The organism is Arthrobacter sp., from assembly GCF_030540645.1.
GTDB lineage: Bacteria > Actinomycetota > Actinomycetes > Actinomycetales > Micrococcaceae > Specibacter.
The window spans coordinates 1-13,080 of the sequence record NZ_JAUNVV010000093.1; the positions used below are offsets into that span (position 1 = coordinate 1).

At 60.6% G+C, this 13,080-nt stretch carries 14 protein-coding genes; 8 read left to right on the forward strand and 6 right to left on the reverse strand.

All coding sequences use genetic code 11. From position 1 onward, the window contains the following. From Q4P21_RS14085 to Q4P21_RS14095, 3 genes are all read right to left on the reverse strand, one after another. Positions 1-290 (reverse strand): putative quinol monooxygenase (locus Q4P21_RS14085; protein ID WP_303389373.1); only part of this gene is annotated, 290 nt, incomplete at its 3' end. 22 nt (positions 291-312) lie between these two features. Next, a complete protein-coding gene (locus Q4P21_RS14090; protein WP_303389374.1) occupies positions 313-981 on the reverse strand; it encodes an MBL fold metallo-hydrolase in 669 nt (222 codons plus the stop codon). 79 nt (positions 982-1,060) lie between these two features. Continuing rightward, positions 1,061-2,566 (reverse strand): flotillin family protein, encoded by a 1,506-nt coding sequence (locus Q4P21_RS14095; RefSeq protein ID WP_303389375.1) that lies wholly within the window; start codon positions 2,564-2,566, stop codon positions 1,061-1,063. Positions 2,567-2,799: 233 nt separating this feature from the next. On the opposite strand from Q4P21_RS14095, the gene Q4P21_RS14100 reads away from it, so the two are divergent. Then, complete coding sequence (locus Q4P21_RS14100; RefSeq protein ID WP_303389376.1) at positions 2,800-3,699, forward strand: hypothetical protein; 900 nt, start codon at positions 2,800-2,802, stop codon at positions 3,697-3,699. Here Q4P21_RS14100 and Q4P21_RS14105 read toward each other — a convergent pair. Together Q4P21_RS14105 and Q4P21_RS14110 are read right to left on the reverse strand one after the other, a co-directional pair. After that, on the reverse strand, positions 3,696-3,920 hold the full coding sequence (locus Q4P21_RS14105; protein WP_369598904.1) for a hypothetical protein: 225 nt from the start codon (positions 3,918-3,920) through the stop codon (positions 3,696-3,698). The two genes, Q4P21_RS14100 and Q4P21_RS14105, sit on opposite strands and share 4 nt — an antisense overlap. 153 nt (positions 3,921-4,073) lie before the next feature. Further along, positions 4,074-4,538: a GatB/YqeY domain-containing protein gene (locus tag Q4P21_RS14110; RefSeq protein WP_303389378.1), complete on the reverse strand. Its 465-nt coding sequence runs from the start codon at positions 4,536-4,538 to the stop codon at positions 4,074-4,076. Between the two features lie 385 nt (positions 4,539-4,923). On the opposite strand from Q4P21_RS14110, the gene Q4P21_RS14115 reads away from it, so the two are divergent. Continuing rightward, positions 4,924-5,733, forward strand: coding sequence for a metal-dependent hydrolase (locus Q4P21_RS14115; protein ID WP_303389379.1), 810 nt, complete (start codon positions 4,924-4,926; stop codon positions 5,731-5,733). Positions 5,734-5,743: 10 nt separating this feature from the next. On the opposite strand, the gene Q4P21_RS14120 is transcribed toward Q4P21_RS14115, so the two are convergent. After that, entirely contained in the window at positions 5,744-6,259 is a 516-nt protein-coding gene (locus Q4P21_RS14120; RefSeq protein WP_303389380.1) for a hypothetical protein, read from the reverse strand. A gap of 151 nt (positions 6,260-6,410) precedes the next feature. Here Q4P21_RS14120 and Q4P21_RS14125 point away from each other — a divergent pair, with 151 nt between their 5' ends. The 6 genes from Q4P21_RS14125 to Q4P21_RS14150 all read left to right on the forward strand — a co-directional run bounded on the left by Q4P21_RS14125 (position 6,411) and on the right by Q4P21_RS14150 (position 12,822). Next, positions 6,411-7,118, forward strand: a complete 708-nt coding sequence (locus Q4P21_RS14125; protein ID WP_303389381.1) for a phosphoribosylanthranilate isomerase — start codon at positions 6,411-6,413, stop codon at positions 7,116-7,118. A 23-nt stretch (positions 7,119-7,141) separates the two neighbouring features. Continuing rightward, a complete protein-coding gene (locus Q4P21_RS14130; RefSeq protein ID WP_303389382.1) occupies positions 7,142-8,374 on the forward strand; it encodes an ROK family protein in 1,233 nt (410 codons plus the stop codon). A 139-nt stretch (positions 8,375-8,513) separates the two neighbouring features. Beyond that, positions 8,514-9,392, forward strand: coding sequence for an ABC transporter permease (locus Q4P21_RS14135; RefSeq protein WP_303389383.1), 879 nt, complete (start codon positions 8,514-8,516; stop codon positions 9,390-9,392). Between the two features lie 9 nt (positions 9,393-9,401). Further along, entirely contained in the window at positions 9,402-10,199 is a 798-nt protein-coding gene (locus Q4P21_RS14140; RefSeq protein ID WP_207344320.1) for an ABC transporter ATP-binding protein, read from the forward strand. Positions 10,200-10,284: 85 nt separating this feature from the next. Beyond that, positions 10,285-11,310, forward strand: a complete 1,026-nt coding sequence (locus Q4P21_RS14145) for an aliphatic sulfonate ABC transporter substrate-binding protein (protein WP_303389384.1) — start codon at positions 10,285-10,287, stop codon at positions 11,308-11,310. Between the two features lie 6 nt (positions 11,311-11,316). After that, positions 11,317-12,822 carry a sulfatase-like hydrolase/transferase gene (locus Q4P21_RS14150; protein ID WP_303389385.1) on the forward strand — a complete coding sequence of 502 codons (1,506 nt, stop codon included), beginning with the start codon at positions 11,317-11,319 and terminating at the stop codon, positions 12,820-12,822. The last annotated feature ends 258 nt before the right edge of the window (positions 12,823-13,080 follow it).

Here is a 13,080-nt window from a genome sequence, read left to right on the forward strand (position 1 = left end):
GAGTCCCCGTCAACCTTGCGGGAGACGATCCTGGGGGTTGCGGACAATGCGGGACGCATGGACTCAAGACCGGCCTTGAAATGGTCGCTGGAGACGTGAGCGCCTGCGGCGTCGTCGTCAAGGAAGGCCTCGACGAGGACAAACTCGTTGGGGTCTTCCACACTGCGCGACCAGTCAAACCACAGGTTCCCGGGCTCTGCCCGGGTTGCCTGGGTGAACGGGGCCACCAGGTCCATGAACTGTTCGGCGGATTCCGGCTTGACAGCGAATTTCACAACAATGAAGTACATGCGCCCAGCTTAGTTCAAGTCCCTACCAGCCGCGCTGGCGCCACTGCGGAAGAGAGGGACGTTCAGCACCGAGCGTGGTGGCGTTGCCGTGGCCGGGCAGAACCACGGCGTCGTCGGCATAGCGGTTGAACAGGCGGTCCTGGACGTCGTTAAGCAGGCTGGTGAACCGCTGGGGGCTCTCCCCCGTGTTGCCGATGCCTCCGGGGAACAGAGAATCGCCGCTGAAAATCAAGGTGGTGTCTGCTTCCTGCAGGACAAAGGCGATGGATCCGGGGGTATGGCCGCGCAGGTGCACGGTGGCCAGTTCGATCCCGTCCACTGCGAGTGTGCCGCCGTCGGCCAGTGCATGGCTCGTTGCAACGCCAGTTTCGGAGATGATTCCGGCGACGTCCTCCGCACCCGCAGCAGTGGGGGTTCCAGTCTGCTCCACCAGGGCGGCCAGGGCACGCACATGATCCCAGTGCTGATGGGTAGTGGCGATCATGGCCAACGATGTGGGCACCGCGGCATCCCCCGTTGCATCCTGGAAGAGTTTATTGATGGCCGGCAGCTCGTCGGCCGCGTCTATGAGCACCTGGGCGCCAGTGTCCTTGGCAGTGATGAGGTAGATGTTGTTCGCCATGGAGGAGACAACGGCACGGCGCACTGTGTGGCGGGGCAGATCGTGGATCAATGAAGAGGTGGCAGACATGGCTCCAGCCTAGCTGCACATCCTTCGGATGCACCGCCAGGCTGGAGAGGTTCCTGCGATTTTGTAACTGGTGGTCCTGCTAGTGCTTTTCCAACTCCGGAGACTTTGCATCTGCCGAACCGTTGGATTCGCCGTTTGAAGTTCCGCCGGGCGTTCCGCCGCCCATCCCCTGAAGCAGGCTGATGAGGTCAAGCCCCGTTGAGTCCTTGATCAGCTGGGTTGTCTGGTGGACACCGTTGGAGACGTTCTTGCTCAACTGGCTGGCGCCGTCGTTGGAGACCACCGTCATGTTCTTGATGGCGGACATCGGCGCGGCAACTTCCCGTGCCATGGCTGGAAGTACTTCAAGGACCTTGCTGAGGATCGCAGCGTCGTTGAACTTCTCGTAGGCTTCCGCCTGTGCGGCGATGCCGGCAGCTTCCGCCACACCCTTGGCCTCCGTCGATTCGGCTTCGGCCTGGCCACGTGACTTGATGACTGTCGCATCGGCACGGCCCCTGGCCTCGATCACTGCCGCCTCGGCGTTACCACGGGCGGTAGCGGCCGCAGCGTCTGCCTCGGCAGCCACCCTGTCGCCCTCAGCCGTGAGCTTGCGCTTGGCGAGTTCCACGGTGGCTTCGATTTCCGCAGCCTCCGAGGACCGGCGTCGTTCTTCCAGCTTGGCGTCAGCCTGCTGGATCAGGCGGTACTTCTCCGCGTCTGCCGGCTTGCGGACCTCGGTGTCGAGCTCCCTTTCACGCAGTTCTGCACGACGCAACGCAACCTGCTGGTCACGGATGATGACCTGCTCGTTCTGCTCTGCCGCGGCAAGGGGGCCAGCGGCATCGGCACGTGCCTGACGGGCGTCCGCCACTTCCTTGAGTTCTGCACGCTTGATGATCAACTGCTGCTGGGCCAGTGCCACCTGCTCGTCGGCGATGGCCTTGGCCTGCTCTGCCTCCTGCAGGAACTGGGCTTCAGCGATCTTGGCATTCTTCTCGGCCAGTGCCGCCTCGGGCCGTCCAAGGTTGCGCAGGTAACCGGTCTCGTCATCAACCGACTGGATCTGGAACGTATCGATCTCCAGTCCCTGGTTGTGCATCGAGTGCTCAGCTTCCTCCTTCACGCTCTTGGCGAAGGTGGCGCGGTCCTTGATGATGGACTCCACTGTCAGGGTGCCCACAATGGAACGCAACGAGCCCGAGAGGGTCTCCTGCGTGTAGTGGTCAATGGCGTCCTGCTGGTTGAGGAAACGCTGCGCTGCCTTGCGGACCGAATCCGCGTCACCGCCAACCTTGACCTGCGCCACGCCGGTGAGGTGAAGCTTGATGCCGTTCTTGGAAATGCCCTCAATCTTCAAGGACACCTGACGGGACGCCAGTGACAGCGGGTAGGCGCGCTGCGTGAACGGGTTGATGAAGATCCGGCCAAAAACCACTCGCTGGCTGTTGGGGTCCGGCTGGCTTTTGTTGTCCTTTGAGGAGATGACAAGGGCCTGGTCGGGGCTGGCAATGTGCAGGGCCATTCGAGAGATAACGGCCCCGGCCACGATGAGCACCACCAGCACAACGAGGCCGATGAAAAGAGGAATAAGGGTGGTCAGCATGAGACCTTTCGAGTTTCACGGCGGCCCTTCGGGAATTTCACGGCCCGCCTCCAGCTTCCGATCCTACGTAACCCGCAACGATTCTCCACATGATGGAGTAACGTCTGCGCATATTCTTGCCACTACACCTGTGTTCGATAGCGTGAAAGACTTGGCAGCGCCGGAAATCAGTCATTGCCGCTGGCCCCAACCTGGAGACGCGGCATCGCGGCCAGCAGTTCTTCCACACGGTCATGATCCTGGGTCTGCTGACCCTCGTGGTGAACTACATCGTGGGAATCACCTCCAGCATGGCTGCATCCCACTTCGACGAGGTCAGCGACCCGGTCAGCGTGCTTTCCCTGCCGGGAGTCAGTTTCACCGTGGTGATCCTTGCGGCGTACGGCCTGGCCATTTCTGTCATCGCAGCCTTCTTCATGAGGAAGGAACGCATTGAGATTCCTGAGCTTCTCGCCGACCTTCACGACGCCCGCAAGTTTGGCGCCTTGGACAGCCCTCGCCAGATCGCCCACTACACAGCCGAACTCCAGCAACTGCGTGCAACCCGCGAAGTTGCCCGTACCAAACAGTTCACCAACGGCGATTTTGACCGCTGGTTCACATCGGAAGAATCAGTGGCCCGGCCGGGCTTTCGCCAGCAGATTCAGTTTCCCAAAACGTACTCCCACAACCGCGAGCGCAGCGGCTATTTGCACCGGCGCATGTTGTTCAACTTCCATGTATCCACCGGCAAATGGCTGATCTTGCTGACCCTGTTGACGGCGGCGTCCTTGTACTTCGGTATTGCCCAGGCCGTTGGACAGTACGACGGCGGAGGCGACTTTTCGCTGCTGCCCGACTGGGGCGTTGCTTTTGTTTTGGGCTTGGCTTCCGTGGCGGGGCAATACCGCTGCGATCTGGGCAAGGTGCTGCTCACGGCTCGCAAGGAGTTCATCTCCAACGCCACGGAAGCGCAGTGCCAATCCATTGTGGATCAGGCAGCGGCGGGTGTGTCGGCCGCGTCGCAGCCGCCACACGGTGTTGGTCTTCACACCCGTGGCGGCTGCACCGATACCAATTGCCTCCGTACCGAGGGCTGGGAGCCGTTTCTGCGGATCGGTCGATGGGAAGCCGGGCGCCGCGCTAAACGCTAGGGGGCCATGCCCGCCTGGACTGGGACGATGTCCACCGCGTTCCTGCGGTGGATTTTCGGGTGGTTGCGGTCAAAGCCCTTGGCGTCGAGGTTGTTGCCCAGCCGGAACGAGGCCAAGGCCTCGTCGTAGATTTCGTTCATTCGCCGCCCTGTGTATTCGCCAACAGTGCCGTCGGAGAAGGCAATGGCAATAATGGTCTTGGCAGGAAAGTGCCTGCTCATGCGAACAAACCCCTCGTTGTCTTGCTGCAGTTTGATCATCTGGGTTCCACCTCTTGTGCTGTGCGTTTCATGTGAAGTGAAAGGCAGTTGATATCCCCCGCATCATGGCAGGGTTGAAAATTGGGGTTCAAACTTATGTTTGGGCCAGCTGGTTCACTGCAGGCGCTTGCGGACCATTTCCGAAATGGCCTTGCCGTCGAAGCGGCCGGCGATTTCAGCGGTGATGGGCTTCATTGCCAGTCCCATCTGCCGCATGGTCAAAGGGCCCTGTTCCGCTTCAAGGCCTGTGATGATTCGATCGACAATGCCTGCCGCTGCGTCGGCGTCAAGGGGCTGGGGCAGGTACGCTTCGATGACTTCTGCCTCGCTGATTTCTGCTGCTGCCCGGTCCCCTTCTCCGGCGTCGGCGTAGATCTTTGCCGTGTCGCGGCGCTTGGCAGCTTCTTTTTGAAGCAGTGTGGTCACTTGGGCGTCGTCGAATTCGACGGGCATCTTGCCGCCCTTTTCACGTGTTTCTATTTCACCCAGGACGTTGCGAACTGTTGTCAGCGCAACCTTGTTGCCAGCCTTCATGTGCACGACGACGTCGGTCTTGAGTTGTTGCTTCAGCGCAGACACTTTGCTCCCTTAGGGTTGGCGATTCGGACAGCCGGCAGGCCGCCACCAGCAATTATCCCCCTTGCGGCCCACCGCTGCCGCAATGAGCGCTGCTGGGGCTGGGATCTTCGTCTGGCTGGTTCTCAACTTGTTCGTGGCTCATGTGCGTACCGTGCGCCGCGCATGGGGCCCGGGAAGGTCTGCCTGCGAGCGCAGCCTAAGGTTGCCAGAGGAATAGAACATACATTCGAGTTGCCCTGTGTGATGGACGGATTGCATGTCAATTCCCCGGTGGCAGGCCAGGGTCCGGCAGTGTCAGAGGCTGCGCGTAGGCTTGCAGCAGCAGGTTTTGTCCACGTATTGCGGGATCAGAACAGAGAACCCGAACATGCAAGGACGTGCCCTCATGATGGGAGCCCATCACGCGGCCAGCGGCGCAGCCATCTGGCTGGCCCTGACCACACAGATTGAGGTGGGGCTGGGTGGATTGCACCAGGTGCTGCCGGTTGTGCCTGAACAGCTCACGCTCGGGTTGGGTCTGCTCGATCTCACGCCGAGTGGGATAGTGGCCGGGGCCATGGTGACGGCCGGCGCCGCCCTCGTGCCCGATGCAGACCACCGGCACGCAACCATCGCGAATTCGCTTCCGCCGCTGTCGAACGTCATGTGCATCCAGGTCGGCAGGATGTCCGGCGGGCACCGGCACGGCACACATTCAGTGTTGGGTCTTGCGGTCTTTGTCGCAATAGCCGCGCTGGCGGGCATGTGGACCATGGAGCTGCCAGGTTTCGGCACCATCTTTCCCGGTGCGGGCATCCTCTCCGTCCTCTTGGCATCCTTCGCCGCGAAGGCGTTGAAGTTCATCCCGGACACCATGCAGAAATTTCCGTGGATCGTGGGCGTCGCCGTCGGTGTATTCGTCACCATGTATGCCCCACAGCAGCCGTACTGGTTCCCCCTGTCCATGGGCTTGGGTGTCGCCATCCACCTTGCCGGGGACATGCTCACCACAGGCGGTTGCAACCTCCTGTGGCCGCTGCGCATAAAACCACCCCGGATGGTGCGCCGCATGCCGCTGGTCAAGGACATGTGGCGTCCGGGAGGCAATGTTGCCTTGCCCTTGTTGGGCAATGCCGGCTCTGTGCGCGAGTGGCTGGTTTTGGTGCCTGTCAGCGGCTACGTCATGTGGGCCATGGCCGCCGCCGTCTTCGCCTGAGCAAGTCCCTTCACGGCACTTTGACTTCCACATACCAAAGCCCGACATTTCTCCCTGAGTGGAACCCACTCCCGGGGTGACTGACCACCCTGTACGTGTGCCCATAGCGGTCATGCACCAATTCGCCCGCTGAACCACCCAGCTCGGCGGTGTGTTGCCCAAGAGACAACGTCTCGAAAATGTCGGCGACGAGGCATTCGAGCGTGAGCGCATGGAAACGGCGAATTCTGTGCTGTCGAGGAAAAAGTTGCTGCGACTTCGTCCAGTTTTGTTGCAACCAGGAAAATTCTGCCGCTCCGTGGATTCTGCTGAGCACCAACGTCCTAGAGGAATCCAGGAGCAGACGACGGCAGCGTCCCTGGCGATCGAGAATGCAGATCACTTCGTCCGGGTATTCGAAGCTGGAAATCAGTTCTGCCCTGGAGCAATGATGGGAAAACGCGCCCGCGTCATCCACGGCAACAAAGTCCGTGGCCCTGGCCGGCTCTGGCTGGCATTCGACATCCTGCAGTGGATTTTCGTTCATGATCCATGGAACCACCGTCCTGGGCGGGCAAAAGCGTTCTTGACGGAATCCATACGCTGGGAGGCGGGTTCCTTGCGAAATCTTGAGTCCATGGTTGTTTTCAGCGTCACTGCCACCACATGGCACCCCTGCTCATCCGAACGCTGTTAACATGGCTGAAGGATCCGGACAAACGGTTCCTCACATGAGCGGCATGGACGAATCAGGAACAAACGTGGGTATGTACGTCAAGATTTGCGGTCTGCAGACTGTCGAAACAGTTGCTGCGGCCGTAGCCGCCGGCGCGGACGCCGTTGGCTTCGTGTTCGCCCCTGGCAGCCCACGAACCATCTCGGCCATGCAAGCGGCAAAACTCTGCCGCGACGTTCCCCGAAGCATTGAGACCGTTGGCGTATTCCGCAATCAACCCATCGACGAGGTGGTGAAGACTGCATGCGAGGCTGGCGTTTCCACCGTACAGCTGCACGGTGATGAAACTTTAGTGGACATGGCCCGGCTCCACGGAGAGGGTTTTCGCACCCTGCGGGCTTTCTCGGCAGCCGCATACACCGCTCTGGGGGCGGCGGAAAAGCGGTCGTGGGAATCCGAGCGGATCCTGCTGGACGCCGTCGAGCCCGGAGCTGGGATGGTTTTTGATGCGCACCTGCTTGCGGACGGGGTACCCAAGGGGTTCTGGTTGCTGGCCGGTGGGCTCAACCCTGCCAACGTGGCCACCCTGGCTGCCACGTTGCAACCCAGCGGGGTCGATGTATCAAGTGGCGTTGAAGCCACGCGTGGCGTCAAGGATGTATTCCTCATTCGGGAATTCATCAGGGCGGCACGAAGTGTTGAACCGGCCACCCTCCCCAAAAACAAATAAAGGCAATAGACTTTACATAAATAGTGCGAGTAGGCCCATTTTTGGCCACTCCGGGGCTCCTGGAATCCCGGGACAGAGAGCTGGGGGACGTTTTGGCAACGGAAGACAACGCTTTGCAGGCGGTGCGACGCCGGCATGAACTGCGCGTATTGGAAACACTTGCCACTCATGGCAAGCGGACCCGTCGGCAGCTGGAGACGGATACCAACCTGTCCCGCACCACACTTTCTGCCATCGTCGGAGACCTGCGGCAGCGCAGCGTGCTGATCGAAAACGATCAGCTGCTCCACACAACCGGCCGTCAGGGACGGCCCACAAAAGTCCTTTCCCTCAACCCCAACGTTGGTGCAGCCGTCGGAATCGAACTGGGCAGGCGCCGCATCAGTGTCTCCGTCCTCGGCTTTGACGGCTCCACCGTGGTCACCGAACACAAGGACGTCTCCAGCACGGCCAGTCTTGAGGCCAAGGTCCACGATGCCGCTGGCATCGTTCAATCCCTCATTAGCGCCGGTCACATCAACCCTGCAACGATCATTGGCACTGGAGTGGGCATCGCCAGCCGCCATGCCGACCCCAAATCCCTCGCTGACGGCGTCGAACAGCAGACCGATCCCCAGGGTGCGTCTCTGGCGGCACTGCGTGAACTGCTGCCCGCTCCCCTGCTGTGGGATAACAATATTCGCCTCGCAGCCATGGCCTACGGGAAAGACAGCGAGGACCTGCTGTACGTGGTGCTTTCGGCCGGCATCAGTTCAGCAGTACTCACCAACGGCGCACTCCTTCGCGGCGGCAGCGGCATTGCCGGCGAGTTGGGGCACATCAGCGTTGACTTTGCCGGCCCCGTTTGTTGGTGTGGCCGAAACGGCTGCCTCGAGAGCTTTATCAGAGAAGGCAATGTCCTGCATGAGGCTGCACGGCGGGGACAGGCCTTTGACTCCATAGCCGACTTGGCACAGGCGGCAGTAGAGGGCAATGACATCGCCACGGGCATTGTGGAATGGGCGGGAGAATTGCTGGCCCGAGCCATCGTCAGTGCCTGTGTACTGCTTGATCCGAGCCGCGTAGTGATTGCCGGGGAGCTTTCACAGTTTGGTGAACCACTTTTGGCGCCGGTTCGGATGGCACTGGCAGGACAGCACCTGGAGCTGGGCCCGCGCTCCACCACCATCAGCAATGCAACCTTCGCACCAACCACCGGCAGTGATGGTGCCGCGCACATGGCCTTGAACCATTGGGCACTGGCCACCCTCAACTGACACTCTTCCGCTGGCCACACTTCCCCTAAACAGCACTTTCGGAACCCTCAGCAGCCGTTGCGTGCGTCACAAAAATAGTGGCAAGCCTATTTATGTAAACAGCATTGACATCACGTGACCCGTGTCATATATTTGAGCAATGGCACCAAAAGATACCGTCAATTCGGTCTACACCCCACCCGCCCCGGGCAACACCGCCACACGCAATGATGCGCCTGCGGACTCGCCACCGGCACCCAGGAAGAAGGCCGACAAAAACGGCCGCAAGCTGAACCGCAAGACCCTGCTGGCCATCAACATTGTCTCGGTCATTGCAGGCCTTGCTGCTTGGACCGCGTTTTCGGCCGTCGGGATCGTTGGCCTGCCAGGGCCTTTGGAGGTCCTCATCCGTGGCGGGGAAGTCTTGGCGGACGGAACGCTCGGTGAAGATACCGGCGCCTCCCTGGCCCGTGTACTGAGCGGTTTCCTGATCGGAAGCCTGCTGGCCATACCTGTTGGCTTCATCATGGGCTGGTATCAGGTTGGCCGCGCCATCATCGAGCCCTGGGTGCAGTTCTTCCGCACCATCCCTCCCCTGGCGCTGCTCCCCCTCGTCATGGTCACCATGGGCATCGGTGAAACACCGAAGATCTTCGTCATCTTCCTGGCCGCGTTCCTGTCCTGCGTCATCTCCACCTATCAAGGTGTGGTGAGCGTGGACAAGACCTTGATCAACGCAGCCCGCGTCTTGGGCGCAGGCAGCTACGTGATCTTCATGCGTGTCGTTGTCCCTGCCTCCTCACCCTTCATTTTGGTCGGTATGCGCATCGGTTTGGGTGCTGGCTGGGCCACCGTGGTTGCTGCCGAGCTCATCGCAGCCCCCAACGGACTCGGCATGCGGATGCAGCAAGCTCAGCAGTTCTATGACATGCCCACCATCCTCGTCAACGTGATTGTCATCGGTATCCTTGGCCTGGTCATGGACCGCCTGCTGCTGATGATAGAAGCCCATCTGACCCGCTGGCAGGAACGCCGCTAAGGACCTCCCATGACAAATACAACAAACAACGCCATGATCCGTTTCGAGGATCTGCGCCAAGAGTTCACCCTGACAGGCAACACCTTCACCGCGCTCGACGGCGTGAACCTGGACATCGCCGACGGCGAGTTCGTCACCGTCGTGGGCCCCTCCGGCTGCGGCAAGTCCACCATGCTCAACGCAGCAGCAGGGCTGCTTGAACCCACCAGCGGCCGCGTCATGGTTGATGACCGGCCCGTCACCGGCCCCAGCACCCGCACGGGCGTCATCTTTCAGCAGTACGCTCTTTTTCCTTGGCTGACCGTTCGTAAGAATGTGGAGTTTGGACTGGAACTGAAGAAGGTTCCGGCCAAGGAACGCCGCACCATCGTTGACCACTACCTTGAACTAGTGGGCCTGTCACATTTTGCGGAGGCCCTGCCCAAGGAACTCTCCGGCGGCATGAAACAGCGCTGTGCCATTGCCCGCGCCTACGCCGTCAACCCGGAGATCCTGCTCATGGATGAGCCCTTCGGTGCCTTGGACGCACTGACCCGTGTCCACATGCAGGAACAGCTACTGGAAACCTGGACGAAGGAACGCCGCACCGTCATGTTCGTCACCCACGACGTGGACGAATCAGTGTTCCTGGCGTCCCGCGTGATCGTCATGGCAGCAAGGCCAGGACGGATCTTCAAGGAAATCAAGATCGACCTGCCCTACCCACGTACGGAAAAAATGCGGCTTTCCGACGAGTTCGCAAAACTCCGCTCCGAGGTATGGGCCGCCGTTTACCACCAGCCCGGCGTTGCCGAAGCCCACCAGTAGCACTGGCGCATCAACCGCACTCTTTTCGACTTTCCAAACATTTAGCCGCGTTCCGACGATGGAACGCACACAATCAGGAGGACCCATGTCCGCTTCAATTTCCCGCCGCAATGTACTTCAACTCTCCATGGGTGCCGCAGCCATCTCGCTGCTGGCCGCCTGCGGCGCGAAGGACGACGCCGGTTCAGCCGGTGCACCGGCAGCGAAGGATACAGTGGAGATCAAGGTTGGCTACATTGCCGACTACAACGGTGCAGGCCTCATGGCTGTTGCTGATCAGGAAGGCTACTGGGCCAAGGCCGGCCTGAAGCCGAAGTACCTTCCCTTCACCAACGGCCCGCTGGCCATCCAGGCACTGGGCACCAACAACGTCGACGTGGCCTACATCGGCTCCGGTGCACTCTGGCTGCCGGCCTCCGGCAAAGCAGAGATCTGGGCCGTAAACTCCGTCTCCAACGCCGACCGCATCATCGCCCAGCCGGAATTCAAGACTCTGGCCGCTTTGAAGGGCAAGAAGGTGGCCATCCCCACCGGTACCTCCGGCGACCAGTTGTTCTCATTGGCTTTGAAGAAGGAAGGCTTGACCCGCGAGGACTTCGACATTATCGCCATGGAGCCGCCGGCCATCGTGGCAGCCTTCGCCGCCAAGCAAATTGATGGTGCAGCACTGTGGTACCCGCTGATCGACAGTGCCAAGAAGGGCCAGCCGGACCTCGTCGAGCTGTTCTCCAACGAGGACTTCATCGACCAGCTCACGTTCCCCTCCACGTTCGTGGCAGGCGCGGGCCGCGGCGCGAAGGACAAGGAACTGGCAACCAACTTCATCTCGGTGATCAAGAGCGCGAACGACTACCGCTTCGACAACCAGGACAAGACCATCGCAGCCACGGCCAAGTTCCTCAAGCTCAAGGAAGAAGACATGGCCGCCCAGGCCAGCGTGGCCAAGCTGTTCACGTCCAAGGAACTGGAAGACCTTTCCTCCAAGGGCACCGTCTACACCTGGTTGAATGCCCTGCAGGAGCAGTTCAAGGCCGCCGACAAGATTCCTGCCGTGGTTGATCCCAAGACCTTCTACAACTCCGAACTGTTCGTCGCCGCTCCTAAGGTATAGCTTTCAATGAACTCTGCAACACCACGCCAAAACATGCTGTTCCTGATGACGGACCAGCAGCGCATCGATACTCTGGGCTGTTACGGCAACACCTCCAACCACACCCCCAACCTTGACCGGCTGGCCGCGCGGGGAACCACTTTTGACAGGGCCTACACGCCCACCGCTATCTGTACTCCCGCGCGTGCCAGCCTGCTCACGGGGCTCCAGCCGTTCGAACATGGCCTACTGGCCAACTACGAGTGGAACTCGGGACACCGGGAGGAACTCCCCGAGGGCCTTCCCACGTTCTCCGCAGCGCTGATCGATCAGGGCTACCGGTTGGGGCACGTCGGCAAGTGGCATGTGGGCAAGGACCGCGGCCCGGAGTTTTACGGCTTTGAAGGCATACACCTGCCGGGGGCACTGAACGTTTTTGATGACCCGGGTTATGAGGACTGGCTCAAGGCCAACGACTACCCTGACTTCCACATCTCCAGCCCCGTGTACACCACGCGGGCCGATGGCAGCCAGGGCCACTTGATCGCCGGTGTGACGGATCAGCCAACAGGGGCCACGTTTGAGGCTTTCCTGGCGGACCAGACCATCGCCAAGCTGCGCGAGTTTGCGGCCGGGGCCCTTCAGGAGGACGACGGCACGCCGTTCTTCCTGTCCTGCCACATCTTTGGCCCGCACCTGCCGTACCTGATTCCGCGTGAATGGTACGACATGGTGGATCCGGAAACGGTGGAACTGCCCGGCTCGTTTGCCGAGACGTTCCATGGCAAGCCCATGATTCAGCAAACGTATGCCGAGTACTGGTCCACGGACTGCTTCACCGTGGATGAGTGGAAAAAGATCACTGCCGTGTACTGGGGCTACGTGTCCATGATCGACCATGAAATTGGTCGCATTTTGGCAGTTCTTGACGAGTTGGGACTCACCGATTCCACCGCCGTCATGTTCACTGCTGACCATGGAGAGTTCACAGGTGCGCACCGGCTCAACGACAAGGGTCCGGCCATGTATGAGGACATTTACCGCATACCGGCCATTCTTGCCCTCCCCGGCGAACAGGAACGCCGCGAGGACAAGTTTGTCAGTCTGCTGGACTTCACGGCCACGTTCCATGACATTGCCGGGGCGGACGCCTCTGGCGTTCATGGCAGCAGCTTGTTGCCGCTGGCAGCAGGTGAGGACGTGGACGGTTGGCGCGAGGACATCCTGTGTGAATTCCACGGCCACCACTTCCCCTATGCCCAGCGCATGATCCGTAACAAGGAGGTGAAGTACATCGCCAACCCTGAAGGCATCGACGAGTTCTACGACATGATTGCCGATCCCAACGAACTCATCAATGTCATCGACGTGCCCATCTACCGCGACCGGGTCAGCACCATGCGCAAGGCCATGTACCACCAACTGGTTGAGCGGGGAGACAAGTTTGCACAGTGGCTGGCTTTCGCCGGCGACATCCCCGAAGACGAACGCGTCCGCCCAGCGACCGCCGTCGAACGTTTCATCACCGCATAAATTTCATCACTGCACAATCCCACCCAACGGATGCCGCTTGAGGTCCAAGAATAGTTAAGCGAGTACTTGATTGAGAGCTTTGAAAAGAACGACGACGGCCGGGCTCGCCTGCGCCGCCGCCCTCGGATTGTTCGCCGCGGTCCTGCCGACAACCTTTACAGCCACTCCGGCGCAGGCGGCACCCATTGTGGTCCCGCCCCAGGCGCCGATTGAATATCCGGCCAACTTGGCGTTGACCGGGACGGCCACGGCCTCCAG